Source organism: Streptomyces sp. SS8, from assembly GCF_054072955.1.
In genome coordinates this window covers 20,210-45,038 of the sequence record NZ_JBSVCZ010000031.1, presented here as the reverse complement: position 1 = coordinate 45,038, position 24,829 = coordinate 20,210, and the positions used below count along the sequence as shown (strand labels likewise).

Annotated in this window: 26 protein-coding genes, 1 tRNA gene and 1 pseudogene; 9 read left to right on the top strand and 19 right to left on the bottom strand. The window is 73.2% G+C overall.

Going from position 1 to position 24,829, the window contains the following annotated elements; all coding sequences use genetic code 11:
- Positions 1 to 119 precede the first annotated feature (119 nt).
- Positions 120 to 1,616, top strand: a complete 1,497-nt coding sequence (locus ACW69E_RS24425) for a glutamate--cysteine ligase (protein ID WP_457500442.1) — start codon at positions 120 to 122, stop codon at positions 1,614 to 1,616.
- A gap of 237 nt (positions 1,617 to 1,853) precedes the next feature.
- A complete protein-coding gene (locus ACW69E_RS24420; protein WP_457500457.1) occupies positions 1,854 to 2,627 on the top strand; it encodes a CPBP family intramembrane glutamic endopeptidase in 774 nt (257 codons plus the stop codon).
- A gap of 68 nt (positions 2,628 to 2,695) precedes the next feature.
- On the opposite strand, the gene ACW69E_RS24415 is transcribed toward ACW69E_RS24420, so the two are convergent.
- Positions 2,696 to 3,526, bottom strand: coding sequence for a PhzF family phenazine biosynthesis protein (locus ACW69E_RS24415; RefSeq protein WP_457500441.1), 831 nt, complete (start codon positions 3,524 to 3,526; stop codon positions 2,696 to 2,698).
- A 309-nt stretch (positions 3,527 to 3,835) separates the two neighbouring features.
- On the opposite strand from ACW69E_RS24415, the gene selA reads away from it, so the two are divergent.
- From selA to ACW69E_RS24390, 5 genes are all read left to right on the top strand, one after another.
- The gene (selA, locus tag ACW69E_RS24410; RefSeq protein WP_457500440.1) at positions 3,836 to 5,212 is read left to right on the top strand and encodes an L-seryl-tRNA(Sec) selenium transferase; all 1,377 of its coding nucleotides are present in this window, start codon (positions 3,836 to 3,838) and stop codon (positions 5,210 to 5,212) included.
- Positions 5,213 to 5,220: 8 nt separating this feature from the next.
- Positions 5,221 to 7,026 carry a selenocysteine-specific translation elongation factor gene (gene selB / locus ACW69E_RS24405; RefSeq protein ID WP_457500439.1) on the top strand — a complete coding sequence of 602 codons (1,806 nt, stop codon included), beginning with the start codon at positions 5,221 to 5,223 and terminating at the stop codon, positions 7,024 to 7,026.
- Between the two features lie 78 nt (positions 7,027 to 7,104).
- Positions 7,105 to 7,545: a hypothetical protein gene (locus ACW69E_RS24400; RefSeq protein ID WP_457500438.1), complete on the top strand. Its 441-nt coding sequence runs from the start codon at positions 7,105 to 7,107 to the stop codon at positions 7,543 to 7,545.
- 100 nt (positions 7,546 to 7,645) lie between these two features.
- On the top strand, positions 7,646 to 8,206 hold the full coding sequence (locus ACW69E_RS24395) for a DoxX family protein (protein WP_457500437.1): 561 nt from the start codon (positions 7,646 to 7,648) through the stop codon (positions 8,204 to 8,206).
- A gap of 117 nt (positions 8,207 to 8,323) precedes the next feature.
- Complete coding sequence (locus ACW69E_RS24390; protein ID WP_457500436.1) at positions 8,324 to 8,947, top strand: DUF6939 family protein; 624 nt, start codon at positions 8,324 to 8,326, stop codon at positions 8,945 to 8,947.
- Positions 8,948 to 9,197: 250 nt separating this feature from the next.
- Here the strand turns inward: ACW69E_RS24390 and ACW69E_RS24385 are convergent, their stop codons facing one another.
- The 14 genes and pseudogenes from ACW69E_RS24385 to ACW69E_RS24320 all read right to left on the bottom strand — a co-directional run bounded on the left by ACW69E_RS24385 (position 9,198) and on the right by ACW69E_RS24320 (position 17,428).
- Positions 9,198 to 9,623 carry an NUDIX hydrolase gene (locus tag ACW69E_RS24385; RefSeq protein ID WP_457500435.1) on the bottom strand — a complete coding sequence of 142 codons (426 nt, stop codon included), beginning with the start codon at positions 9,621 to 9,623 and terminating at the stop codon, positions 9,198 to 9,200.
- A gap of 17 nt (positions 9,624 to 9,640) precedes the next feature.
- Positions 9,641 to 10,438 (bottom strand): STM4013/SEN3800 family hydrolase, encoded by a 798-nt coding sequence (locus tag ACW69E_RS24380; protein ID WP_457500434.1) that lies wholly within the window; start codon positions 10,436 to 10,438, stop codon positions 9,641 to 9,643.
- Positions 10,435 to 10,941 carry a hypothetical protein gene (locus ACW69E_RS24375; RefSeq protein ID WP_457500433.1) on the bottom strand — a complete coding sequence of 169 codons (507 nt, stop codon included), beginning with the start codon at positions 10,939 to 10,941 and terminating at the stop codon, positions 10,435 to 10,437. Before ACW69E_RS24375 ends, ACW69E_RS24380 begins: the two co-directional genes overlap by 4 nt.
- Positions 10,934 to 11,575, bottom strand: coding sequence for a dTMP kinase (locus ACW69E_RS24370; protein ID WP_457500432.1), 642 nt, complete (start codon positions 11,573 to 11,575; stop codon positions 10,934 to 10,936). Before ACW69E_RS24370 ends, ACW69E_RS24375 begins: the two co-directional genes overlap by 8 nt.
- Positions 11,572 to 12,588: a radical SAM protein gene (locus ACW69E_RS24365; RefSeq protein WP_457500431.1), complete on the bottom strand. Its 1,017-nt coding sequence runs from the start codon at positions 12,586 to 12,588 to the stop codon at positions 11,572 to 11,574. Before ACW69E_RS24365 ends, ACW69E_RS24370 begins: the two co-directional genes overlap by 4 nt.
- A 112-nt stretch (positions 12,589 to 12,700) precedes the next feature.
- Complete coding sequence (locus ACW69E_RS24360) at positions 12,701 to 13,246, bottom strand: roadblock/LC7 domain-containing protein (RefSeq protein ID WP_457500456.1); 546 nt, start codon at positions 13,244 to 13,246, stop codon at positions 12,701 to 12,703.
- A pseudogene (locus ACW69E_RS24355) lies at positions 13,229 to 13,402 on the bottom strand (DUF5999 family protein); the annotation flags it as partial. The pseudogene ACW69E_RS24355 and the gene ACW69E_RS24360, both read right to left, overlap by 18 nt.
- A gap of 15 nt (positions 13,403 to 13,417) precedes the next feature.
- The gene (locus tag ACW69E_RS24350) at positions 13,418 to 14,092 is read right to left on the bottom strand and encodes a hypothetical protein (RefSeq protein ID WP_457500430.1); all 675 of its coding nucleotides are present in this window, start codon (positions 14,090 to 14,092) and stop codon (positions 13,418 to 13,420) included.
- A complete protein-coding gene (locus tag ACW69E_RS24345) occupies positions 14,089 to 14,586 on the bottom strand; it encodes a hypothetical protein (RefSeq protein WP_457500429.1) in 498 nt (165 codons plus the stop codon). Before ACW69E_RS24345 ends, ACW69E_RS24350 begins: the two co-directional genes overlap by 4 nt.
- Before the next feature lie 103 nt (positions 14,587 to 14,689).
- Positions 14,690 to 14,869 (bottom strand): hypothetical protein, encoded by a 180-nt coding sequence (locus ACW69E_RS24340; RefSeq protein ID WP_457500428.1) that lies wholly within the window; start codon positions 14,867 to 14,869, stop codon positions 14,690 to 14,692.
- Positions 14,859 to 15,281 (bottom strand): hypothetical protein, encoded by a 423-nt coding sequence (locus ACW69E_RS24335; RefSeq protein WP_457500427.1) that lies wholly within the window; start codon positions 15,279 to 15,281, stop codon positions 14,859 to 14,861. The genes ACW69E_RS24340 and ACW69E_RS24335 overlap by 11 nt, the downstream gene beginning before the upstream one ends.
- Positions 15,278 to 15,592, bottom strand: coding sequence for a DUF6415 family natural product biosynthesis protein (locus ACW69E_RS24330; protein ID WP_457500426.1), 315 nt, complete (start codon positions 15,590 to 15,592; stop codon positions 15,278 to 15,280). Before ACW69E_RS24330 ends, ACW69E_RS24335 begins: the two co-directional genes overlap by 4 nt.
- Before the next feature lie 108 nt (positions 15,593 to 15,700).
- On the bottom strand, positions 15,701 to 16,885 hold the full coding sequence (locus ACW69E_RS24325; protein WP_457500425.1) for a helix-turn-helix domain-containing protein: 1,185 nt from the start codon (positions 16,883 to 16,885) through the stop codon (positions 15,701 to 15,703).
- A 114-nt stretch (positions 16,886 to 16,999) separates the two neighbouring features.
- A complete protein-coding gene (locus tag ACW69E_RS24320) occupies positions 17,000 to 17,428 on the bottom strand; it encodes a hypothetical protein (protein ID WP_457500424.1) in 429 nt (142 codons plus the stop codon).
- A 38-nt stretch (positions 17,429 to 17,466) separates the two neighbouring features.
- Between ACW69E_RS24320 and ACW69E_RS24315 the strand changes: the two genes are divergently transcribed.
- Complete coding sequence (locus tag ACW69E_RS24315) at positions 17,467 to 17,646, top strand: hypothetical protein (protein ID WP_457500423.1); 180 nt, start codon at positions 17,467 to 17,469, stop codon at positions 17,644 to 17,646.
- A gap of 34 nt (positions 17,647 to 17,680) precedes the next feature.
- Here ACW69E_RS24315 and ACW69E_RS24310 read toward each other — a convergent pair.
- Positions 17,681 to 17,773 (bottom strand) — tRNA-Sec (locus ACW69E_RS24310).
- A 148-nt stretch (positions 17,774 to 17,921) separates the two neighbouring features.
- On the opposite strand from ACW69E_RS24310, the gene selD reads away from it, so the two are divergent.
- Positions 17,922 to 18,977 carry a selenide, water dikinase SelD gene (gene selD / locus ACW69E_RS24305; protein WP_457500422.1) on the top strand — a complete coding sequence of 352 codons (1,056 nt, stop codon included), beginning with the start codon at positions 17,922 to 17,924 and terminating at the stop codon, positions 18,975 to 18,977.
- A gap of 83 nt (positions 18,978 to 19,060) precedes the next feature.
- Here selD and fdh read toward each other — a convergent pair whose 3' ends face one another.
- From fdh to ACW69E_RS24290, 3 genes are all read right to left on the bottom strand, one after another.
- The gene (fdh, locus tag ACW69E_RS24300; protein WP_457500421.1) at positions 19,061 to 22,345 is read right to left on the bottom strand and encodes a formate dehydrogenase; all 3,285 of its coding nucleotides are present in this window, start codon (positions 22,343 to 22,345) and stop codon (positions 19,061 to 19,063) included.
- A 134-nt stretch (positions 22,346 to 22,479) separates the two neighbouring features.
- Positions 22,480 to 23,595 carry an NrfD/PsrC family molybdoenzyme membrane anchor subunit gene (gene nrfD / locus ACW69E_RS24295; RefSeq protein WP_457500455.1) on the bottom strand — a complete coding sequence of 372 codons (1,116 nt, stop codon included), beginning with the start codon at positions 23,593 to 23,595 and terminating at the stop codon, positions 22,480 to 22,482.
- Positions 23,596 to 23,612: 17 nt separating this feature from the next.
- Positions 23,613 to 24,671 (bottom strand): 4Fe-4S dicluster domain-containing protein, encoded by a 1,059-nt coding sequence (locus ACW69E_RS24290; protein ID WP_457500420.1) that lies wholly within the window; start codon positions 24,669 to 24,671, stop codon positions 23,613 to 23,615.
- Between the last annotated feature and the right edge of the window lie 158 nt (positions 24,672 to 24,829).

Genomic DNA, 24,829 nt, shown 5'->3' with positions numbered 1-24,829 from the left:
GAATGTGCCCCGCGAAAGCCTGAGTTCAGCTTACCGGAACCTCACTGTCGCACGAGGCGTTATCTCTCGCATCCGCGGGGCATCATCCGGTCACGGTTCACTTGAGGAGGGACGCATCGATGGGCGAGAAGGTCGAGGCCGGCGGGTTCGCCCTGTCCGACCGTCGGCGGTACCGGGACAAGCTCCAGCGGTGTCTCCAGGGGCTGCGGCGGCTGCTGGACGAGCAGCGCTTCGACCGTCCCCGCGATCTCATGGGGCTGGAGATCGAGTTGAACCTCGCGGACACCGAGGGTATGCCGAGGATGATGAACGCCCAGGTGCTGGAGCGCATAGCGAGCCGGGATTTCCAGACGGAATTGGGGCAGTTCAATCTCGAGGTGAACATCCTTCCGCACCGGCTGTCCGGGCGGGTGCTGGACCAGCTCGCCGAGGAGTTGCGCACCGGTCTGGCCTATGCCGACCGCAAAGCCGCCGAGGTCGACGCGCGTATTGTGATGATCGGTATTCTGCCGACTCTCACGGGAGACGACCTGGTGTCGGCGAATCTCACCGCAGCGGACCGCTACACCCTGCTCAACGACCAGATCATGACCGTCCGGGGCGAGGAGGTGGTCCTGGACATCGAGGGCGTGGAACATCTGAGGTACGCCTCGTCCTCCATCGCCCCGGAAGCCGCCTGCACCTCCGTGCAGCTCCATCTGCAGGTCACCCCCGGCCGCTTCGCCGATGTGTGGAACGCCGCCCAGGCCGTCTCGGCCGTCCAGGTCGCGGTGGGCGCCAATTCTCCCTTCCTCTTCGGCCACGAGCTGTGGCGGGAGTCCCGCCCCCCGCTCTTCCTCCAGGCCACCGACACCAGGCAGCCGGAGCTGATCGCCCAGGGGGTGCGGCCGCGGACCTGGTTCGGCGAGCGGTGGATCTCCTCGGCGTACGAGCTGTTCGAGGAGAACAGCCGCTACTTCCCGCCGCTGCTGCCCGTCTGCGAGGACGAGGAACCGCTGGAGGTGCTGGACGCGGGCGGCGTCCCCTCGCTGGCCGAGATGACGCTGCTCAACGGCACGGTCTACCGCTGGAACCGGCCCGTGTACGGCGTCGCCGACGGGGTGCCGCACCTGCGGGTGGAGAACCGGGTGCTGCCCGCCGGCCCCACCGTCACCGACGTGCTGGCCAACACCGCCCTCTACTACGGCCTGGTGCGCACACTGGCCGACGACCCGCGTCCGGTGTGGAGCCGGATGCCGTTCTCCGCCGCCGCCGAGAACTTCGACGCCGCCTGCCGCCATGGCATGGACGCCAGGCTGTGGTGGCCCCGACCCGGCCGCGGCGGAGAGCTGTCGGCCGTGCCCGTGGACCGGCTGGTGCTGGAGGAGCTGCTGCCGATGGCGGCCCGGGGCCTGGACGTCTGGGGCATCGAGCCCGGTGACCGGGACCGCTACCTGTCGGTCATCGAGGAGCGCTGCCGCCGCCGGGTCAACGGGGCGTCCTGGCAGGCCGAGGCCTACCACCGGGCCCTGGAGAGCGGACTGGACCGGGAGAAGGCGCTGGCTGCGACGGTGCGGCGCTACTGCGAGCTGGTGCGCACCGGGGAGCCGGTGCACGGCTGGCCGGCCGGCCCGTAAGGCCCCGGCGGCCCCGGAGCGGCCTGCGGGCCGCGCCCGCCGCCCCGCCCCGCCCTGTCCCGGACCCGCCGCCGGAGTGCGGGAGCGATGGGGCAGGCTGTGTCGTTCCACGTCCGGAACGGACGAACGGCGAAGCGGGAGGCGCGAGTGCGAGCGGGCGTGCGCGACGAGGAAGACGGGCCGGGGCGCGGACGGGAGCGGAGGCCGGGAAGCGGAGGCGGTGCGCTTGAGCGGCGGATGCTGGGCCGCGAGACGCTGCTCGTGCTGGCTCTGTCGCTGGGCGCGAGCGCCGTGTCGGCGCTCATCAGCTTCGTCGGGTCGCTGACCAGGCCCGGCGGTCTGAAGGACCAGGCGGCCCGGCTCAACGGCTCGTACGCCCCCGACCGGCCCTGGCTGGACCTGGCCTGGCAGCTGTTCGGCATCGCCACAGCCCTGGTCCCGGTCCTGCTCGTCGCCCACCTCCTGACGCGCGAGGGACCGGACGGGTCCGCCGGTGGCGCCGGAAGCGGGCCGGGGCTGGGCGGAATCGGCCTCGACCCGCACCGCCCCTGGTCCGACCTGGGCCGGGGCGCGGTGGTCGCGGCGGGGATCGGGGGCAGCGGTCTGCTGCTCTACCTGGGCGCACGGGCGAGCGGCTTCAACCTCACGGTGGTGCCCGAGTCACTGCCCGAGGTGTGGTGGAAGATCCCGGTGCTGATCGCCTCGGCGATCCAGAACTCCGTGGTGGAGGAGGTCATCGTCGTCGGCTACCTGCTGCGCAGGCTCGACCAGCTGGGCTGGAGCCCGGCGGCGGCGCTGGCGGCCAGTTCGCTGCTGCGCGGTACGTACCACCTCTACCAGGGGATCGGCGGGTTCGTCGGCAACGTGGTGATGGGGGTGGTCTTCGTGTGGCTGTACCGGCGGTGGGGCCGGGTCGGGCCGCTGGTCGCCGCGCACGCCCTGATCGACATCGTGGCGTTCGTCGGATACGCGCTGCTGGCGGGCCGGGTGGGCTGGCTGCCCACGGGCTGACGGCCCGCACCGGCCCGCCCCCGTCCGGTGGCGCGGGTGCGGGCCGGTGCGGGCCGGTGCGGACCGTGTCACGGCCCGGCGAGCAGCTCCCCGTCGATGACGGTCACGGCGTCACCGGTCAGCAGGGTGCGGTCGCCGCGCACGGTGGTGCGCACCAGGCCGGTGCGGGCCGAAGCCTGGAGGCCGGTGAGGGACTCCCGGCCCAGCCGGCCCGACCACAGGGGCGCGAGCGCGGTGTGGGCGCTGCCGGTGACCGGGTCCTCGTCGATGCCGACGGCCGGACCGAAGAAGCGTGAAACGTAGTCGTACGCCCCCTGCTTCCCGCCGTCGCCCGAGGCCTGGGCGGTGACGATGACACCCCGGTGACTCAGCCGCGCCACGGCGGCGAGGTCGGGGGTCAGGGTGCGGACGGTCTTCTCGTCGGCCAGTTCCACCAGCAGATCGCCGAGGTCGGGACCGGTGTCGTGGGCGGAGAGCACATCGGCGCCCAGGGCCGCGCGGACGTCCTCGCCCACGGGGAGCTCGGTGAGCGGGGCGGTGGGGAAGTCCAGGGTGATCGAACCGTCGGTGGCCGTCTCGGCGGTGAGGATGCCGCTGCGGGTGGCGAAGCGGATGGTGCCGGCGGCCGCGCCGGCGGAGCGCAGCACATGGGCGGTGGCGAGCGTGGCGTGGCCGCAGAGGTTGACCTCGGTGACCGGGGTGAACCAGCGCAGCGCCCAGTCGGCCTCGGAGCTCTCGGGCAGCGGGCGGGCGTAGGCGGTCTCGGAGAGGTTGACCTCGGCGGCGAGTTTCTGGAGCCGGTCGTCGCCCGGGAACGGCCCGGAGTCCAGGAGTACGACGGCGGCGGGGTTGCCCGCGAAGGGCCGGTCGGTGAAGGCGTCGACGATACGAATCCTCATGATCGGCAGCCTAGAAGGCCTGGGCGGCACCGGCCACGGCCAATGGCGGTCGGGTGGCCCGGAAGGAGTCCGGACGGCGAGGACTGACCGGACCGGGCGCGGGCACGAGCCAGAACGCGGCGTACGGCGGTGCGGCACCACGGTGCCGGGCCGCCGCGCGCCTATCCTGGCCGACGCCCCGCGCCATGCCGTCAGCCGCCCTCGCCCGTCCGCGGCCGCGCCGGACGGACGGTGCCGGACGGACGGCACCGGACCGGCGACGGACGGCCGGACCCCTACCCGTACCGCGTCCCACCAGGAGGCCACCGGATGGACCGCGACACCGCGACGGCGGACGCGCAGGCGTCGAGGACGCCTCCGGCCGACGTGCGGCGCCGGCTCCCCCGAACGGACGCGGTGCTCGCCGACCCCCGGCTGGCCGGTGCCGCCCGGCGCCTGGGCCGCGCCCTGGTGAAGTCCGAGGTGGTCCGGGCCCTGCAGCGGGCCCGGGCCGGCGAGATCCCCCCGGAGTCCGTCGCCGACACCGCGGCCGGGGCACTGCCCCCGACGGCCGGAGGACTGCGGCCGGTGGTCAACGCCACCGGGGTGCTGCTCCACACCAACCTGGGCAGGGCCCCGCTGTCGCGGGCCGCCCGGGAGGCGGTGGACGCCGCCTGCGGCCCCACCGACGTGGAACTCGACCTGGCCACCGGCGCCCGCTCCCGGCGCGGGGCCTCCGCCCTGGACGCCCTGTGCGAGGCTGTGCCGCACGCCGAGGCCGCCCATGTGGTGGGCAACGGCGCGGCCGCCCTCGTCCTGGCCGCGACCGCGCTCGCGGCGGGGAAGGAGATCGTCGTCAGCCGGGGCGAGATGGTCGAGATCGGCGACGGCTTCCGCCTGCCCGACCTGCTGGTGTCCACCGGCGCCCGGCTGCGCGAGGTCGGCACCACCAACCGCACCTCGGCCGAGGACTACGCGGCGGCCATCGGCCCGGACACCGGCTTCGTGCTCAAGGTTCACCCCTCCAACTTCCGCATCACCGGCTTCACCCGCTCGGCCTCCGTGGCCGAGCTGGCCCGGATCTGCCCTCCCGGCGTCCCCGTCGTCGCCGACATCGGCTCCGGGCTGCTGCGCCCCGAACCGGCGCTGCCGGACGAGCCGGACGCCTCCGGCTGGCTGCGCGCGGGCGCGTCCCTGGTCACCGCCAGCGGAGACAAGCTGCTCGGCGGCCCGCAGTGCGGCCTGCTCCTGGGCCGGGCCGGCCTGGTACGGCGCCTGGGCCGCCACCCGCTGGCCCGCGCGCTGCGCGTGGACAAGCTGACGCTGGCGGCGCTTGCGGCCACGGTGCGCGGCCCCGCAACCCCCGTCCACACGATGCTCCACGCCGATGTGGAGGGTCTGCGGGTACGCGCCGAGCGGCTCGCCGCCGAACTGCGGGGCGCGGACGCGGACGCACGCGCCGTGGACAGCGAGGCCGCCGTCGGCGGGGGAGGAGCGCCCGGCGTCACCCTGCCCAGCGCGGCCGTTTCACTGCCCGGGGAGTACGCCGGGCCGCTGCGGACGGGCGAGCCCGCCGTCCTGGGACGGGTGGAGGGCGGGCGGTGCCTGATCGACCTGCGCACCGTCCCGCCGGAGCGGGACGCCGATGTGGCGGAGGCCGTGCGGCGGGCGGCCAAGACCGCCGCGAACGGCCCGGGTGAGGAGTGAGCGCGGACGTGCACGTCATCGCCACCGCCGGTCACGTCGACCACGGCAAGTCCACCCTCGTCCGCGCGCTGACCGGCATGGAGCCCGACCGCTGGGAGGAGGAGCGCCGCCGCGGCCTCACCCTCGACCTGGGCTTCGTGTGGACGTCCCTGCCCGGCGCCGGACGGATCGCCTTCGTCGACGTGCCCGGCCACGAGAGGCTGGTCGGCAACATGCTGGCCGGAGTCGGGCCCGTACCGGCCGTCCTGATCGCCGTCGCCGCCGACCAGGGCTGGCAGCCGCAGTCCGAGGAACATCTGGCCGTCCTGGACGCGCTGCGGGTGCGGCACGGCGTGCTCGCCGTCACCCGCGCCGATCTCGCCGACCCCGGCCCGGTCCGCGACGACGCGCTCGCCAGGATCGCCGAGACCTCGCTGGGGAAGGTCGAGGCCGTGCCCGTCAGCGCCGTCACCGGCGCGGGACTGGAGGAGCTGCGCGCCGCCCTGGTCCGGCTGAGCGCCGCGTTGCCCGAGCCCGACCGGGCCGCCGACGTACGGCTGTGGGTGGACCGCTCCTTCACCGTGCGCGGCCGCGGCACCGTGGTGACCGGCACACTCGCCGCGGGCACGATCCGCACCGGCGACCGCCTCGCCCTCGCCTCCGGAGACCGGGCGGTGGTCCGAGTGCGCGGGCTGCAGTCGCTCAAGGAGGACCGCGAGGAGGTGGGCGCGGTCGCCCGCGTCGCGGTCAACGTGCACGGCGCCGGGGCCGACACGCTGCGGCGCGGCGACGCCCTGCTCACCCCCGGCCGCTGGATCACCACCGGTCTGCTGGACGTACGGCTGCACGGCGACCCGGCGGCCGACCTGCCCCGGCACCTGGTGCTGCACGCCGGCTCCGCCGCCGTCCCCGCCACCGTACGGCCGCTGGGGGAGGACACCGCCCGCCTGACCCTTGAGCGCCCGCTGCCGCTGCGGGTGGGCGACACGGCGCTGCTGCGGGATCCCGGGCGGCACCGGATCCCCGCCGGGATCACCGTGCTCGACGTCCGCCCGCCCCGGCTGGAGCGGCGCGGCGCGGGGCGGGCCAGGGCACGAGAGCTGGAGACGGCGGCCGGCACTCCCGACGGTGCGGCCCAGGTGCGGCGCCGGGGACTGGTACGGCGCACCGAACTGCTGGCGATGGGGGTGCGCCCCCCTTGCGAACCCGTCGCCGGGGACTGGCTCGCGGACCCCGGCCACTGGGCAGGGCTGCGGCGCGCGCTGGCGCGGGCAGTGGAGGAGCACGCCGCCCGGCACCCGATGGACCCGGGGCTGCCCGCCGAGGCCGCCCGCCGCGTCCTCGGCCTGCCCGAACGCGCCCTCGTACGGGCTCTGGTGGACGCCGCGCCCCGGCCGCCCCTGGAGCACCGCGACGGCCGGGTCTACGGCAGTGCCGCACGGCCCCGGCTGCCGCCCCGGGTGCGCAGGGCGGTGGACGCCGTACGCGCCGAGCTGCGCGCCGCACCCTTCCGCGCCCCGGAGGCGCACCGGCTGGCGGAGCTCGGCCTCGGCCCGAACGCGATCGCCGCGGCCGCCGCCGCCGGCGAGCTGCTGCGGATCGGCGACGGGATCGTGCTGCTGCCCGGCGCCGACGACCGGGCCGCCGCCCTGCTGGCCCGGCTGGAGCAGCCCTTCACCACCAGTGAGGCGCGCCGCGCCCTGGACACCACGCGCCGCGTCGTGATCCCCCTGCTGGAGCACCTGGACGCACGCGGTCTGACGGTCCGTCTGGACAACACCCGGCGGCGCTGCGAACGCCCCTTCGAACAGGCGGCCGCCGCACCGGACGGCTGACACGCCGCCCGGTGCGGCCGCCGCACCGGCCCACTACGCTCCCTGCGCGAAGCATCAGTGCGAGGAGGGGGCTTGCCGATGTCCGACCACCACTTCGGCGATCAGCGCGGTGATCAGTCAGGCGACCGGCCCGTCGACGCGATCGGCGCGCGGACCGGCACACGTGCGCGCGAGCTCATCAACGACGGGGATCCGCGCGTGGCGGCCGTCGAACGGCAACTGGGCCCGGAACTGGTCGAGCCGCTCCCCCCGGAGCGGCTGCGCTACCTCGCGGCCCTGGCCGTCGCCGTGTGCGACGAGCATGCCGACCGCGACGACGCCGACCGGCCCGCACGGCGCCGGGAGCGCGGCGGGCGCGGGGAGCGCACCCGCTCGGCCCATGCGGAGCGCAGCCGCGCCACCCGTGCGCTCGCGGGCGTCCTGGCAGGGGTGTTCCTGCTCCTGCTGCTGGTCCTGGTCGCCTCGGTGGTCGCCGCGGTGGCCGCCGCCGTCATCGCCCTGTGGCGCGCGGTGCTCTGAATCCGGGTCGCGACTGCCCCGAACGGGCCCGGGAAGTGGTGGGAGCGCGGGGGAGCGGCGAGGCTGGGGAGGGCGACCGAACCCCGAAGAGGTGACTCTCATGCCCGTGCCCCCGATCGACCGCGGCGACCTGGGACTGCTCGTCCTCAGGGCGGGAACGGGCGGTGTCCTGTTCGCGCACGGCGCCCAGAAGCTCTTCGGCTGGTTCGGCGGACACGGCCTGGAGGGTACCCGGGAGGCGATGGAGTACATGGGGTTCACGCCCGGCAGGACGAGCGCGCTCGCCGCCGGACTGGCCGAGGCCGGCGGCGGTGTGCTGCTGGCGCTGGGACTGGCCACGCCGGCCGCGGGAGCGGCGGTCGCGGGGACCATGACGGGGGCGGTGTCGGTCCACGCCCCGGCGGGCTTCTTCGTCACCGAGGGCGGCTACGAGTACCCGGCCTTCCTGGGGTTCGTCGCCACCTGTCTGAGCGTCACCGGCCCCGGGCGCCACTCCCTGGACCACGTACTTGGCCACCGCCTCAACCGCCCCTGGGTGATGGCGGCCGCCTTCGCCGCGAGCACCGCGGCCGCCGCCGTCGTCCTGCGCCGCCGGGCGGGCGCACTCGGCAGCGGACCGGAGCAGGCGACGCCTCCCGGCGCGGGCCCCGTCCCGGACTGACGGCGCCGGGGCCGCTCCCGAGCGGGCGTTCGCCGAACGCCGGGGGCGACGGGGAGCCGGTGTCAGTGGCATGGGGGATCCTCGGTGGTCCGTACCGCCTACAGGAAAGCCTTTCTGATGACGATCCATGTGGCCGGCCGCCGCCGTACGCCCGAATCGCTGGGCAGGACGTTCCCCGGTGCGGAGATCGTCGACGTGACCTCCCGGGCGGAGGAGCCGTGGGTGCGGCTGAGCCCCTTCTTCCCGCACGGCGGCATACCGGTGCCCTTCGCGGTAGGCCTGACGGGCCGGTCGGTGGAGGGCGTCTGGCAGGCGCTCAAGGTCTTCCGCGACACCGACGTCGACCTGTCGAAGCTCGACATCACGACGATGCGCGGGCTGAAGCGGACGGTGCGGCGGTACGGGCCGGTGCTCGGGCACCGCGCAGGTCCGTCGGGGGAGCGGTTGCTGGGGTACGAGGCGGCCCGCCGCCTGGTCTATCTGCCGTCCTACCGGTGGGTTCTGGAGAACCGTGCCGCAGACCTGGTCGAGCGGCTCCGCAGGACGGCCGCGGAGGCGGACGTGGTGCTGCTCGACCACACCACCAACGGCGATGTCGCCGATTTGACGACCCCGCTCTCCCACGCGGCGCTCCTGCGCTCATGGATCGAGGACCGCTGGCCGAGCGAGGAGGAACCACCGGGCGAGGCACCGGATCCGGCGCCCGAACCGGAAGCGGGGGAAGGCGTACGGACGCGGTGAGCGGCGGCGGACCGCCGGCCCGGCGGGCGGCCGGCGGAGGCGGATGGGAATCGAACCCATTTGTATAGCCTTGTGGCCTGAGGTTTCGCCGTAAAACAGGACCAACCGCGTACCAGCTGATATCAACGCGTGCCAACCGGTGCCAGCTGGTGTCCTCCGGGGCGGCCCGGCCCAGAGGGCACGGGAACACACCTGTGGCCCGACCCTGCGAAGGCGGGGCCGGGCCACAGAGCTCGCGGACGGCGGGCGCTCAGTCCTGCAACCGGTGCGCCAGGAGGAGGGCGAGGGGGCCTGCGGGGAGCAGGAAGCGGCCCTCGCGGATGGCGTCGAGGGCGTCCTGCATGGGCCACCACGATAGCTTGTAGTCGGCTTCGGCGAGGGTTAGTTCTTGCGGGCCGAGGGCGAGGTCGCGGGCTTCGAACAGGTGGACGCGGGCGGTGGAACCGAGTGTCATGGCGTACGCGCCGAGCGGTTTCCACCGTTCGGCGGTGACACCGGCCTCCTCCCGCAGTTCGCGGCGCGCGCACGCCAGGGCATCCTCCCCTTCCTCGAAGCGGCCGCCGGGCAGGAACAGGTAGTCGCCGCCGTGGCGGGGGAAGTCGGCGCTCAGCAGGGCGACAAGGCCCTGCTCATCGCGCGCCACGACCACCGAGGCATCGCGCATCGCTTCGCTCATGGCCGTGAGCGTAGCGCTCAGGGGTGTATCCACGCGGCATATGGCACGGTGAAGACCGCCCGGTGTGCGATGCCTCGGCCGTAGAAGCCGTCGTCTCCGTAGGCGTCGCCGTGGTCTGCGCACAGGATGACCAGCCATCGGCCCTTCTCGGCGAGTCCGTCGAGCAGGCGCCCCAGGTGTGCGTCGGCGTATGCGAGGGCGGCGGCCTGGGAGGCGGTGGTGTCGTCGCTGGAGCCGATGTAGTGGCCGTGGGGGACGTGCGTGGCGGAGACGTTGACGAACAGGTACAACGGCTGTCGCCCGTGGTAGAACTCGGCCAGTTCGAGGGCCTGGTCGACCTGGTGGCGTGTGGAGTCCGGCTCCGGGGAGCAGAACTCGGGGCGCCAGTGGTCCTCGTCGAACAGGTCGGGTAGGACCGAGCCCAGCGGTGTCTCCCGGGAGAAGTAGGTGACGCCACCGACGCATACGGTGCGGTAGCCGTGCTGTTTCAGCCCTTGGAGGAGGTTGGCTGCATCGAACAGGAACGTCTCGGGCGGCACCTGTTTGAAGGCGGGTGGCCGGCACTCCCACAGGCGGGGTGGCTGTACGGGCTGGGGCAGCTTGGGCAGGAACCCAGAGAAGAACGCCACGTGGGCGGGCAGCGTGAACGTCCCCGGGGTTTCGCGCCGCTCCCAGTGGCCGTCCGGGAGCAGGCCGGCCAGGCGGGGCGTCATCTCGGCCCCCAGCGTGGCCTGGGCCACGTCGTAGCGCAGCGAGTCGAGGGTGACGAACAGGATGCCGTCGCCGGATTCGATGATCTCGGCAGCGTTTATCACGGGCGGTCTCCCTGGGTGAGCGGATGGTGCCACAGTTCGATGGAGCCTTTAGCGCTGTCGCTGACGGGGATGGGGACGCGGTCGGCGTCGATCAGAGTCCGGATCTGAGCGAGTCCGCCCGCGTCGTCCAGGACGACGCCCTGGCGGGCGTACAGCCGGATACGCACCTCGGTGGCGTCGCTGTGGTCGGTGCCGGTCAGCCACGCGCCAGGTGTGTCGGGCAGTTCAGCGAGGCCGGCGTGGAACGTCTCCTCGGTCTGTTGGCCCATGTAGTGGACACTGCAGCCGTAGTGCCGGGCGTTGGTGGCGCCGCGGCACAGCCGGTGCGCGAACTCGGTGATCGCCGGGTGGCCGTCGTGGGCGACCACGAGTTGCCGCGCTTGCCGTGTCACGACCAGGCAGGCGCCCAGCCACCAGGCGACGCCCTCGTGGATCTGGCCGGGGAAGCGGCCGGTGGCGCCGCCGTCGCGGATGACGGCGGCGGTGTCGATGGGATTAAGCACCAGGAGCCTCCATCTGGGCGATGATCCAGTCGGCGAGGCCGTCCGGGGTCTGGCCGTTGGTGTCCGCCCACACCGCTGAGGGGTCGGCCGCAGCGACCTGTTCGAAGTTCTCCAGCAGCCGCGCGAGCCGGCCGGGAACATTCAGCAGTTCGAGGTCGTCGCGTTTGGTGTCCTGCTTGGTCGCCAGCCGGGCACGGAGTTGTTCTTCGGAGCAGCGCAGGTAGAAGGTGCGGTTGGGCTGCTCCAGGTAAGGGCGGAACGGCTCGATCAGTCGTGTCACGGTGCCGGTGTCCATGTGGTGTACGGCGGCGTGGCAGGCGATCACGGAGGACAGGTAGCGGTCGGCGATGACGGGGCCGGTCGCGCGGCCTCGGCGCACCACGTCCGAGGCGTGCAGGAGGCCGGACAGGTAGAACCCGAGCTGGGGCAGCGGTCGCAGCTCCTCGTTCACGGTCTTCGACCAGGCGGCGTGAGGGTCGGGGAGGGTGTGCAGCCCGGTCGCTGCGAGCCGGTCGGTCAGGAGCCGGGCGAGGGTGGACTTGCCGATGCCGGAGACTCCTTCCAGCACGATGAACGGGCCGATGGTGCCCTCGCGGCGGGCAGGCCGGTAGGGGACGGGAAGACCGAAGTTCACAGCACCCCCTCCGTGAAGGATGCGACGTGGCCGGCCACGGTGTCCGCCAGACGCCCCGGGTCGCCCAGGTGCGGGCGCACGTCCAGGCGCAGGTCGTCGCGTAGCACGCATGGCTGGATGCCGCCGTTGTGGTCCAGGCGCAGCGCCCAGAACCCCTCGACACAGTCGGTGCGCCGCAGGCAGGTGCCGCACTGGCCGACGTGGTGACGGCCGAGGCCGCGATGGATGACATCGACCTCGATGCCGTCGACGCGGAAGACGCGGCGACCTTGGCCGACGCCGACCACTTCGGTGTGCTCGTCGCTGGTGAGGGTCCGCAAGTGGGCGATGATGCCGTCGGCGGAGACCGCGGAGTCGGCGCGGGCCGCGTTGAAGTCGGTGCCGACCAGCTCGATGAACTGCACGGGCAGACGCCGCTGCAGAGCGAATTCCAAGATCGCCTCTACCTCGTGGGTGTTCTCCTTCTGGAGCAGGCAGTTGAGTTCGACGCGCGGAAAGATGTCGCGCGACACCTCGATCCCGTCGAGAACCGCGTTGATGCCGATGGACGTGTGAGCGATCGCCCGCAGTGACTCGTCCGAAAAGTAGTGCAGCGACACTTTCACCTTGTCCAGGCGCGTGTCGGCCAGCCACGACCGGTGTGTCCGTACGCGGGTGCCGTTGGTGATCAGGGTGTAGGCCCCGTCGGTCCCCTGCTCGGGCAGGTCCTCCAGCACGGGACGGGCGAAAGGCGAGGTGAGCGGTTCACCACCAGTGAAGTACACCCGCTTCAGGCCGCGGTCCATGAGCGTGCGGATGACGGTCAGGTAGTCGTCGGCGCTGAGTTTCCGTTCCCGCGGCTGCCGGGTGCGATCTGCCCGGGTCAGAGGCGGAGGGACATCGCCCTCGTTGTGGCAGAACCAGCAGGCGATGTTGCAGCGCGGTGTGAGGGAGATCCGGAGCTGGCCGCGTAGGGCAGCGAAGTTGTGCAGGGCCGTGTAGTCGGTGGTGGACGAGGCGAGCGGGGGATGCATCGTTGGCCTCCAGAGGATGAGGGCTCGGGAATGCAGAGGGACATCTCAGAAGGACGCTGCCGCGTTCTCCTGTGAGGGTGGTGTGACCGGCCAGGACCTGGGAGTAGCGGCCCTATGTGCGGGCGGGGGTGGTGATGTGGTCGTGGAGGCTGCCGGCGAGCCTGGCCATCGCGTAGCCGACCTCGCCGTGATCGGCTTCCCGGTCGGCGGTGACCAGCAGGCGGCTGCCCTCCACGCCCGCGCACACCAGCAGCGCGACGGCACCGAGGTCGATCACCACCACGTTCAGGGACAGTTCCTCGGCCGCGTTGGGCTGGAGGAGCCGCGCGGCGCCGTCGGCCAGCCCGGACAGGCCGGAGGCCAGGGCCGCCAGCCGGTCGGCGGCGGCCTCGTCCAGGCCGGACCACGACTTCGCCAAACCGTCGGACGACAGCAGAACCGCGCTACGGGTGTGGGGGACGCGCTCCACGAGGCACTGGAGGGCCCAGTCGAAGCTGTCCAGGAGGAAGGCTGCGGGAGTGGTAGGCATGCTCGGTGTTCTCCTGGTAATGGGGTGGAGGCCTGGCGCCTGCCCCGGGCTGCGGGCCGCAGGGGATTCGGAACTTCCGTTGCCGGGGGCAGGGGTCGTGAGGCGGCCGGGCGGGCGGTGCGGGGCGATGGTCTGCCCGTCGGGCAGCAGCTCACCGGTGTCCTCGAACGTCAGGACGCCGTTGCACAGCAGCGACCAGCCCTGTTCGGGCCGGTGTACGGCGAGGTGGGCGGCCTCCCGGTCGGGGGAGTCGGCGGGCGGGCACGGGGGCGTGTGCCGGCACATGGGCGGTCATCCCTTTCAGGCGGGGTCGGTGAGTTCGACGAGGTTCACGGGGGTGCAGCCGTACAGGGCCACGACCTGCCGGTGGGCGAGGGTCCAGGCGAGCGCGGGGGCGTCGTAGGAGACATCCACCAGCCCCTCGGAGGGGAGAGGCCGGACGAAGTAGGGGTGGTGGACGATGCCGGCGACACCCCACGGGACGGCGTCGCGCACCCACGCGGCGACGTGCCCTCTGGCCAGGTAGGGGCACTCGCGTACGGCGATGTGGGCGCAGGGCACGCACACCGGCGGTGACGTGGTCCGCTCGCCTTCGAGGACCGGGCGGCCCACATCCTTGACCAGGAACAGAAACCGCTCGCCGACCGCGCCGGTCACCGTGGTCGTCCCGCAGACCTGGCACAACAGGTCACTCATCGCGCGGCGCTGCCGCTGCACATGGACCGTCTCGTACTGAGGGCGGCCCTTCCCCGGACCGGGGAACTGCCGGGCCCACAGCGCGCCGCGCCAGTCGTGGCCGTAGGAGGTGGCGTCCCCGTCGGGAAAGCCGAGGCGGCCGCCGCCGAGGGCGACCCGGACGGGCCGGGGGTGGACCATCGGCTCGCCGGACCAGGCGGCGATGTAGGGCACCACGCTCATCCGCTCGGCGAGGCGCGTGGGGCGGCTGTCGTCGGGTGTCGTGCGGGTTCCGCTCACCGGGCGGCCTCCTCCGCCGCGGCGCGGGCGGCGGTGTAGGCGTCCCGCAGGGCGGGCCCTTCGGTCAGTGTCCCGGTGGTGGGGCGCACGATCCATGACCGGCCTCCCAGGTGGCGGGGGTCGGTGTAGTCCGGGTGCGGCAGCGGCACCAGGGTGTGGTCGGGCAGGCGCGTGCTGGCGGGGGCACTCCAGCCGTCTGCCGAGCCGGGTGCGAGGAGGAAGTCCACCCCGAGCGGGGTGGCCAGGACGGGCCCGAGCGGTGCGCGGGCCGCGCGCAGCCGCCGCACCGTCGCATGCGCGGTGCCGGTGGGCAGGCGTACCACGTCCCAGGCGAGCCCGGCCGGCGCCTCGCCCAGCGCCCCGTGCTCCCAGGCGCGCAGCACATCCGGGGCGCGGCCGGTCGGCCGCAGCCACCCCAGCTCCAGGGGGCCGAGGATCAGGTCCGACAGGTCCACGGCGGGACGCGCCAAAGTCGTGGGCGGGGGCGGGTTCACGGGTCGTGGTGCCTTTCGGTCAGGTGGTACGGGAGGAGGGCCCCGCGGCGGCGGGCCCGGGGGTCGGTCGGCCGGCCGCGGGGCGGTTCAAGAGAGCTGGCTGCTACCAGCCGAGGAAGAAGACGGCGAGGGGCCACAGCCACCAGACGGCAAGGCCGAGGATCACCAGCACGATCGCGAGGGCACCGGGGTTGGCCTTGACGGTCAGGTACGCGCAGCCCAGCCGGCCGGGCTGCCCGGTCCTCCTCGCGCTGCCGGGCGTCCGGGGTGTGTCACCGGGCACGGTCGCCCCTCCCGGTCAGCAGCAGCCGCGGCCGGTGCCGGCGGCCGCACGGGGGACGGCCGTTGACCTCCGCCAGGCGCAGGAACCGCACCGGGCGGGCCTGCCAGGTGAGTTCCTGGATGCCGGGGTAGAGGGTCAGCGAGCAGTCGCCGTGCTCACACAGCCGGGCGCACGCCCTGGTCGAGCCGGGTCCGTCCACCCACCAATCCAGCACAAACGTGGATTGCTGCGGGCCGAGTACGCAGGCCACGGTGCGTACCCCGGCCCGGATCCACCGGAGCGCCGCCTCGGGGTCCGGGGCCGCGTACCCGTCCCGGCGCGTGGCCGTTCCCGGCGCGCCCGAGTAGGTGCTGATCGCCTCGCACCACACGCCCGGCCGGGCCAGCGGGACGGGACAGGAGGAGGCGGTCAACGGGCCGGCCTCCCCTCGTGGTCGAGGTGCCGCAGCGGCCACCGGCAGTCCAGTGCCAGCAGCCGCACCTGGTCCACCGCCGAGCGCAGCCCCTCTCCCAGTCCTTTACGGGACTGGGCTGCGGCAGCGGCTGCCCGGGAGGACCCGGCAGGCGCGGCGGGCTGCAGCACCTGAAGGTGGTGCTGCAGCTCGGCTTCAAGCGCCTGGAGGCCCTCGTAGCGGGGAGGGACACACCCTGCGGCCATGGCCCGGTCGATGGCGTCTGTGACGGGGCGACTGGCGGCAGGGGAGGCGGGCACGCGCAACGTCATGATCGGCTCCGTGTGATGCTCTGTGCGCTGACCGTCACAGGATGCCGACATGGCAACGCCCGAACTGTCAGTGTTGAATGACAGCTCGGGTCAGAACCTTACGTGGAGTTAGATACCCAGCCAGGTACCGTAGTTGGCGAACGTATGCGGCAGCCGACGATGAGCGGACATCAGCGATGCGTAGGTCTCACGAACCAACGGGTGGTACTTCGTCTGCTGAGGCGATACCTGCCGCGCCTCCTGCAACGACCGGAAAGCGGCGTCAGTGCGGCCGGTCCACAACTGCGCCCGGGCCACCTCCGCCAGATGGTGGCTCCTCCGGGATGCCGGCCAGGAAGCCGGCACTGTCACCGTGGCCGCGGCCTCCAGCGCCTCGGGGAACATGTCCCGCTCGGCCAGGCTCGCCACCCGGTGCACGCCGACGTTCGTCGGTCCGAACGCGAGCCAGTGCACGGTCGTGGCCTCGCCGGTCTCCCGCGCGATGCGCTCCGCCTCGTCCAGGTGCTCGTCGGCGGTAGAGCCGTCCTGTGCCCGCGCGCCGAGGACCGCCGCGCCCAGGTGCAACTGCCCGCGAACCACCTGGCGCTCACGGCTGGCCGGTGTGTGCTCCAGCATCGCCAGACCGGACCGCACCAGGCGCTGACCGATCAAGTAGTGACTGGCCCGCAGGTGCACCAAGGCACGCATGTACTGGCGGATGGCGGCCATCACCGGGTCACTCGCGCGCTGAGCCGCCCAGTCCATCCGGTCCAGCGCCACCGTGCTCAGGTCGACGTGCCCGAGTTTCCCTGTCACGTCGTAGGCGGTGCGGTAGGTCGACGCGAGGATGCGCCACGCCCGGTCGGAGCCGTCGGTGTGTGCGGCCGCTGTGGCTTCCACGATCAAGCCGGGAAGGTCAGCCGCTGCCCGCTTCAGGTTTCCTTCACGCACTTGGGCGCACAGCTGCTCGGTGTCCGCGTGGAGGTCGTCCAGGCCACGCGGTGCCGGATCGTCGTCACTGCCGATGTCGTACAGGTCCAGCGCCTCACGGATCGGCTGTATCAACCTGTCGAGCTGATCCCGGCGCAGTTCGTCCAAGTAGGGCTGGCCGGTCAAGTCCGTCACTGGGATGGACAGGGCACGGGCCACCGCGCCGGTCACAGACGGACTCGCGGACATCAGCCCCTGCTCCACCTTGGCGATGGTGGACTGGCTGAGGCCCGCCAGTTCGGCCAGCTGGCGCTGAGTCACGTGGCGTAGTTTCCGGGCCCGCGCGATACGGGCACCGGTGCGCTCGTCATAGGGAACAGGCATACTGGTCTCCAAGTTCTGGCGCTGACACCCAGAACCGTACCCACCGGGCCCGCCCGCGGTGTGCCAAACGGCCCCCTACTTCGGTAGGGGGCCGTCGTGGTGAGACTCGGCGGGTCACCCCTGCACCACCGCCCGGCCGCTGAGCCGGAACGCCCGCGCGAGCGCCTGGTCGACCAGCCCGCCGGTGAACAGGCGGCGGGTGTCGCGCATCCCCCGGTACTCGATCGACGCGACGACCAGGTCCGGGTCGGCGGCGGCCGCCGCGCGCAGCTCCACGACCGTGCCGCGGGGGATCGCCTCCACCGGGACCAGCGCGGTCGCCCCCGCCACGCCGCCGGGGCCGGTGTCCGCGCACGCCGCGAGGAATGCCGGCGTCGGCTCGGTCGGCGCCCCCGGCCCGCCGACACCGCTCGGGTCGCCGCCCCGCCCGTCGGGCCGGGCATGACCCGCCGCCGCTACGCGCGACTGCTGCGGGAGGTGTGCGTCGGCGCCTGAGTAGCAGCCGAGACCCTGCTCCTCGTGCAAAGGCGACGCGAGCCGCACCGAGGAACCAGACCGGTGAAAGGGGCCTCATCGCGGACGTGGTGCTGCTCGACCACACCACCAACGGCGATGTCGCCGATTTGGCGACCCCGCTCTCCCACGCGGCGCTCCTGCGCTCCTGGATCGAGGGCCGCTGGCCGAGCGAGGAGGAACCACCGGGCGAGGCACCGGATCCGGCGCCCGAACCGGAAGCGGGGGAAGGCGTACGGACGCGGTGAGCGGCGGCGGACCGCCGGCCCGGCGGGCGGCCGGCGGAGGCGGATGGGAATCGAACCCACCTGCCCGAGATCCTCGGGCACCTCGGTTTTGAAGACCGGGAGGGCCACCAGGCACCCTTACGCCTCCATACCGCCGGGGCACTCGTGCCCGCATGTGGATCATCCAAACGCCGCCGCTCGGGGGGAGTCAATCTCCTCCCGCGGCGTTTCGGCCGGTGACCGCGGGGCAGTCAGTGCCCCGACATCCGGCACGGGGGCGGTGAGGGAGGATCGCGATGTACACCCGGAACGAGACGGACGGCCACCGGGACGGCGGTGCGGTGGAGACACCCGTACGGCTGACCCGCTACGCCCACGGCGGCGGCTGCGCCTGCAAGATCCCGCCCGGCGAACTGGAGGAGGCCGTGGCCGGGCTGACGGGCATCCAGCCCACCACCGAGCCCGCCGGTGAGCTGCTGGTCGGACTGGACACCGGCGACGACGCGGCCGCCGTGCGCCTGCCCGGGCCGGAGGGCGGTCCCGCCGTCGTCGCCACCGCCGACTTCTTCACCCCCGTGGTGGACGACCCCTACCACTGGGGGCGCATCGCCGCCGCCAACGCGCTGTCGGACGTGTACGCGATGGGCGGCCGGCCCCTGGTGGCGGTGAACCTGCTGGGCTGGCCGCGCGGAAAGCTGCCGTTCGAGCTGGCACGGGAGGTGCTGCGCGGCGGGCTGGAGGTCGCCGCGCAGGCGGGCTGCCACGTCGGCGGCGGCCACAGCGTCGACGACGTCGAGCCCAAGTACGGCATGGCCGTCACCGGGATCGCCGACCCGGACGCACTGCTGCGCAACGACGCAGGGCGGCCGGGGATGCCGCTGTCGCTGACCAAGCCGCTGGGCCTGGGCGTGCTCAACAACCGGCACAAGGCCACCGGCGAGTTCTTCGGGCACGCGGTGGAGACCATGGCGGCCCTCAACCGGGACGCGGCACGGGCGGCCCTGGCGGCCGGCGCGCGGTGCGCCACGGACGTCACCGGCTTCGGCCTGCTGGGCCACCTGTACAAGATGGCGCGCGCCTCGGGGGTGAGCGCCGTGGTGGACTCATCGGCCGTCCCCTACCTGGACGGGGCGTGGGAGGCGGTGCGCGACGGCTACGTCAGCGGCGGCACCCGCCGCAACCTCGAATGGGTCGCCCCGCACACCGACTTCGGCTCCGCGGACGAACACACCCGGCTGCTGCTGGCCGACGCCCAGACCTCCGGCGGCCTGCTGGTGGCGGGGGAGATCCCCGGCGCGCCCGTGATCGGAGAGCTGGTCCCGGCCAGGGAGCACACGCTGGTGATCCGCTGACGGGCGCCGCCGGAACACGGGCCGGACCCCGCCGGGATCCCGCGGGGGCGGCACGGAAAGGCGCATGCCGCCCCCGCGGGCCGTCACATGCCCCGGCCCGTCTCCTCCGTGATCCCCGACCGCACCCGGTACTCGCGCACCAGATCCAGCAGCTCCGGCCCGCGCGGCCGCCGCCCCGGCCGGATGTCGCACGCCAGCGCCTTGGTCTCCTGGATGTGCACGTTGGGGTCCAGCGACACGTGGAGCAGCTCGTTCGCCGAGTCCCCGCGCGAGTAACCGTTGGAACCCCAGTGGTAGGGGAGCCCGATCTGGTGCAGGGTCCGGCCCTGCACGGTGATCGGCGACACCCGGTCGGTCACCATCACCCGGGCCTCGATCGCGGAGCGGGCACTGATCACCGTGGCCCATCCCATGTGCTCCAGTCCCCGCTCGGCCGCCAGCTCCGGCGATACCTCGCAGAAGAACTCCGGCTGGAGTTCGGACAGGTACGGCTGCCACCGGGACATGCCGCCCGCGGTGTGGTGCTCGGTGAGCCGGTAGGTGGTCGCCACGTACGGGAACACCTCCGAGCCCGGCTCCGCGCCGACGGGCTGGTACCGGTTGACCGGGTGCGGCTTCCCCAGCACCCGGACCGGGTTGCGCTGCTGGCGGTAGAGCGGGTTGGTGAACGGTGTCTCCTGCGGTTCGTAGTGCGCCGGCAGCGGCCCGTCCAGCAGGCCGGCCGGCACGTACAGCCAGGCCTTGCCGTCGGCCTGCATGATGAAGGCGTCGGTGCCCGACAGGGCGTCGGGGCCCTCGGCGTCCTCGGCCGGTACGTGGTCCGGGCGCCGCTCCTTGGGGAAGTCCGGGACGTCGTGCCCGGTCCACCGCCCCTTCTCCTCGTCCCACCACACCAGCGCCTTGCGCTCGCTCCACGGCCTGCCCTCGGGATCCGCCGACGCCCGGTTGTACAGGATCCGGCGGTTGGCGGGCCAGGCCCAGCCCCACTCGGGCGCCACCCAGTTCTGCCGCTCCCCCGGTTTGCGGCGCGCCGCCTGGTTGACGCCGTCGGCGTAGACGCCGCAGTAGATCCAGCAGCCGCACGCCGTCGAGCCGTCTCCCCTGAGCTGGGTGTAGGAGGACAGCGGCCCGCCCTCGGCGTCGAAGCCGTTGATCTCGGCGAGGACGGCCTCGGCGTCCGGCTCGGCATTGTCGCCGTGGACCGGGTAGTCCCAGGTCAGGTCCAGGACCGGACGGTCCCTGTCGTCGGTGGACCCGGCCAGCTTCTCCCGGATGATCCGCCCGAGGTGGTACATGAACCACAGGTCGCTGCGCGCGTCCCCGGACGGTTCCACCGCCTTGTGGCGCCACTGGAGCATGCGCTGGGTGTTGGTGAAACTGCCGTCCTTCTCGGTGTGGGTGGCCGCGGGCAGGAAGAACACCTCGGTGCGGATGTCCTCGGTGCGCAACTCGCCCGACTCGATCTCGGGGCCGTCCTTCCACCAGGTGGCGCTCTCGATCAGGGAGAGGTCACGCACCACCAGCCAGTCCAGGTTCGCCATGCCCAGGCGCTGCATCCTGCCGTTGGCGGAGCCGACGGAGGGGTTCTCGCCCATCAGGAAGTAGCCCTCGCAGACCCCGTCCAGCTGGTTCTGCACGGTGGTGTAGGTGTCGTGCGAGCCGGTCAGGCGGGGCAGGTAGTCGAAGCAGAAGTCGTTCTCCTGTGTGGCGGCCTCTCCCCAGTACGCCTTGAGCAGGCTCACCAGATACTCGCGCATGTTGCCCCAGTAGCCCCGCTTGCCCGCCTCGGCGTCGACGAAGGTGTCCAGGTCGGTGCCGGTGTGGGCGTGCGGCATGGGGATGTAGCCGGGCAGCAGGTTGAACAGCGTCGGGATGTCGGTCGATCCCTGGATCGAGGCGTGCCCGCGCAGGGCGAGGATTCCGCCGCCCGGGCGCCCGATGTTGCCCAGCAGGGTCTGGAGGATCGCCGCGGTCCGGATGTACTGCACGCCGACCGTGTGCTGGGTCCAGCCGACGGCGTAGGCGAGCGCCGTGGTGCGGTCCCGGCCGGAGTTCTCGGTGATCAGCTCGCAGACCTGGAGGAAGGCGTCGCGCGGTACGCCGCAGACCTCCTCGACCAGCTCGGGCGTGTACCGGGCGAAGTGCCGTTTGAGTACCTGGAAGACGCAGCGCGGGTCGCTGAGCGTCTCGTCCCGCCGGGGCTTGCCCTCGCCGGGGTCGGCGCCGCCGGAGCCGTGGGACTCGCCGCGGGCCTCCTCGGAGAGCTCGTCGGCGCTCTCGTCGGAGGACGCCTCGTCCTCTCCGCCGGTGTCCGGGTAGTTCTGCTCCCGGTGCCCCGAGGCGGCCTGCGCCCGCATCCCCTCGTACTGCCAGGTGCTCGCGTCGTACATGCGGTGCTCCGGGTCCAGTCCGGAGAAGACACCGTCGAGGTCCTCGGTGTCACGGAAGTCCTCGCGCAGGATGACCGGTGCGTTGGTGTAGGCCAGCAGGTAGTCGCGGAAGTACTTCTCCTCGCTCAGGACGTGGTTGACGATCGCGCCGAGGAACGCGATGTCACTGCCCGCGCGCAGCGGCACATGGACGTCGGACAGCGCGCTGGTGCGGGTGAACCGGGGGTCGACGTGGATCACCTTCGCGCCCCGGGCCTTGGCCTCCATCACCCACTGGAACCCGACCGGGTGGCACTCGGCCATGTTCGAGCCCTGGATGACGATGCAGTCCGAGTTCTGCAGGTCCTGCTGGAAGGTGGTCGCGCCGCCGCGGCCGAACGAGGTCCCCAGACTGGGGACCGTGGAGGAGTGTCAAATACGTGCCTGGTTCTCGATCTGTACGGCGCCCAGCGCCGTGAACAGCTTCTTGATCAGGTAGTTCTCCTCGTTGTCGAGCGTGGCGCCGCCCAGGCTCGCGAAGCCCATGGTGCGCCGCACCCGCTTGCCGTCGTGCTCCTCCTCCCAGCCCGACCGGCGCGACTCGATCACCCGGTCGGCGATCATGTCCATCGCGGTGTCCAGGTCCAGCCGCTCCCACTCGGTGCCGTACGGCCGCCGGTACAGGACGTGTCCGGCGCGGGCGGAGCCGGTGGTCAGCTGGAGGCTGGCGGCGCCCTTGGGGCACAGACGCCCCCGCGAGACAGGGGAGTCGGGATCCCCCTCGATCTGGGTGACCTTCCCGTTCTCGACGTAGACGTTCTGGCCGCAGCCGACCGCGCAGTAGGGGCAGATGGACTTCACCACCCTGTCGGCGGTCTCCACCCGCGGCGTCAGGTTCGCGGTGTGCTCGCTGCTCGCCGCGGCACCGCGGCCCAGCGGGTCGTCACCGGTGAGCTGCCGGTAGACCGGCCAGGAGTTGATCCAGGTTCGGATGCCCACGACTGCCGTCCTCGCTGAACTAGTGCCACTGGTCCGTGTGCGACCGCCCGTGCCGCCCCCCGTCGGGGGACGGCACGGGCCACCCTGTCACCGGCTCTCCGGGGTACCCGGGGCCGCGCCCGCCAAACCGGCTTTCACACCGCCGTTCCGTCGTCCCCACCGCCCGTGCCGTTCCCGTCGCCCCCGCCGTCCGCACCGTCGCCGGCGTGCTCGCGGCGGCGCTCCCGGGCCCTGGCCCGCAGCCGTTCGCGCTGGGGCACGACCGTGTACTTGGGGTCCTCGGCGGACGCCACGCCCGCGGTGAAGACGCCGAACCGCAGGGCCGCCGAACCGGCCAGCAGGGCGACGCCCGAGAGCGCCGCGGCCGTCCGGCTGCGCCGTCCGGCCAGCAGCCCGGCGGCCGCGCCGGCCGCGGTGAGCACCTTGGAGGCGCGCATCAGGGCTCCCGGCCTGCCGCGCTCCAGCGGCTCGGCGGCCAGCCCCATGCGGCGGGTCATCACCGCCGTGGCCCCCAGTTCGAGCGCGGCCCCGAAGACGGCGGCCCGGCGGGCCGGGCCGGCCTGCTCCACGGGAGCGGCCAGCATGCCCAGCCCGGCGGCCGCCGCCGCCCCCGAGCCGGTGAAGACGAAGGGCAGTTCGCGGTAGCCCTCGTGCCAGGACGGCACGGCCGTGTCGGCGATCAGCACGGCCGTGTAGGAGGCGACGGCCGGGCCCAGCACCGCCGCGCCGACGGTGGCCGCCGCGCCGGAACGCCGGAACAGACCGGTCACATCGGTGACGGCGGACACCCCGGCGAGCGGGCCGTAGGCGGCCAGGAGCCAGGACCCCATGCTCATGGGCGAGGTGGGCTTGGCGACCCGCAGCATGTTGTAGAAGCGTCCCGGGCGGCCCAGATCGTGGATCAGGGCCACCGTGGAGGCGGAGACGGCCCCCAGCGCCCCGATCTTCGCCGACCGGGCCAGGACGCGGCGCCCGGTGGCGTGCGCCCCGGCGGCCAGCAGCGAGGAGCCCCCGGCCAGGCCTCCCAGGAAGAGGTAGCCCGCGATGTCGAGGGTCTTCCAGGTGGGCCGGTTGAGGATCGGCATGCCGTAGTACGAGGTGAACTCGGCCTCAGGGACGACCGGCTGCTCTCCGCGCCGGCGCCTGCGGCGGTGCCTGCCGCCGCCCTGGCCGGTCGCGGCCGTCCGGCCGGGGCGCTCGCCGTCCGTCTCCGCTCCGCCGGGGCCGCCGGGGGTGACCGGGCCCGGCATGTTCGGCTCGGGGGTGCTCACCGGCGCCTCCCCGCGAAGCAGGCGGCCACTCCGGCGGCCATCGTCGCCGCCGCGACCGCCGCGTGGCGCCACATCGACGGCAGGTCACGGGTGGTCACCACCGGATCGGGCGGCATGCCGTAGGTCTCCGGTTCGTCCAGCAGCAGGAAGAAGGCGCCGTCACCGCCGACGCCGTCCTCGGGGTCCTCGCCGTACAGCCGGGCGTCGGGCACGCCCGCGGCGTGCAGTTGCGCGACCCGGGCGGCGGCCCGCTCCCGGAGCTCGTCCAGCGGACCGAACTGGATGGAGTCGGTGGGGCACGCCTTGGCGCAGGCCGGCTCCATCCCCGCGCCCAGCCGGTCGTAGCACAGGGTGCACTTCCAGGCGCGGCCGTCGTCCTTGCGCTGGTCGATCACCCCGTAGGGGCAGGCCGGGACGCAGTAGCCGCAGCCGTTGCAGATGTCCTCCTGGACGACGACGGTGCCGAACTCGGTGCGGAACAGCGAACCCGTGGGGCACACGTCCAGACAGGCCGCGTGGGTGCAGTGCTTGCACACGTCCGATGCCATAAGCCAGCGCAGCTCGGTGCGCCCGTCGGGCGCGATGGGGGAGATCTCGCCGGTGGGGGCGCCCGGGCCGGCCCCGGCCCGGGCGCCCGGCTCAGAGGTTGTGGCGCCCAGGCGCTGCGCGGCGGCGAAGACGTCGAAGTCGCCCATGCCGTCCGTGCCATCGGCACTGCCCAGGGCTCCGTGCGCCACGCCCGGCTCCTGGCTCCCCAGGGGCTTGCGCTGCTCGATGAAGGCCACATGCCGCCAGGTGGAGGCGCTCAGCCCCTGGGAGTTGTCGTAGGACATACCGGTCAGCTCCAGGCCGTCCTCGGGCACGGCGTTCCACTCCTTGCACGCCACCTCGCAGGCCTTGCAGCCGATGCAGATCGAGGTGTCGGTGAAGAAGCCCACACGCTGCGGGTGGTCGCGGTGGCCCGCGGCCCCCGCCACGTCCGGCTGTGCGCCGTGGAGCAGTCCCCCCGAAGTGGACGGTCCGGTATCCCCGGTCTGTGCGGCGGTGTCGGTCATGGAGCCCCTGTCTCCTTCCAGTGCACCTGTCGGCGGCTGTGCCGACCACGAGTCCCCGGGAGGCGGCCGGACGAAACGGGGCCGTCCGTTCCTCCGTCCGGGGAAGGAGGCGGCGGGCCGCGCACCCCGCCCCTGGGGGGATGCGCGAATGGGTCGTG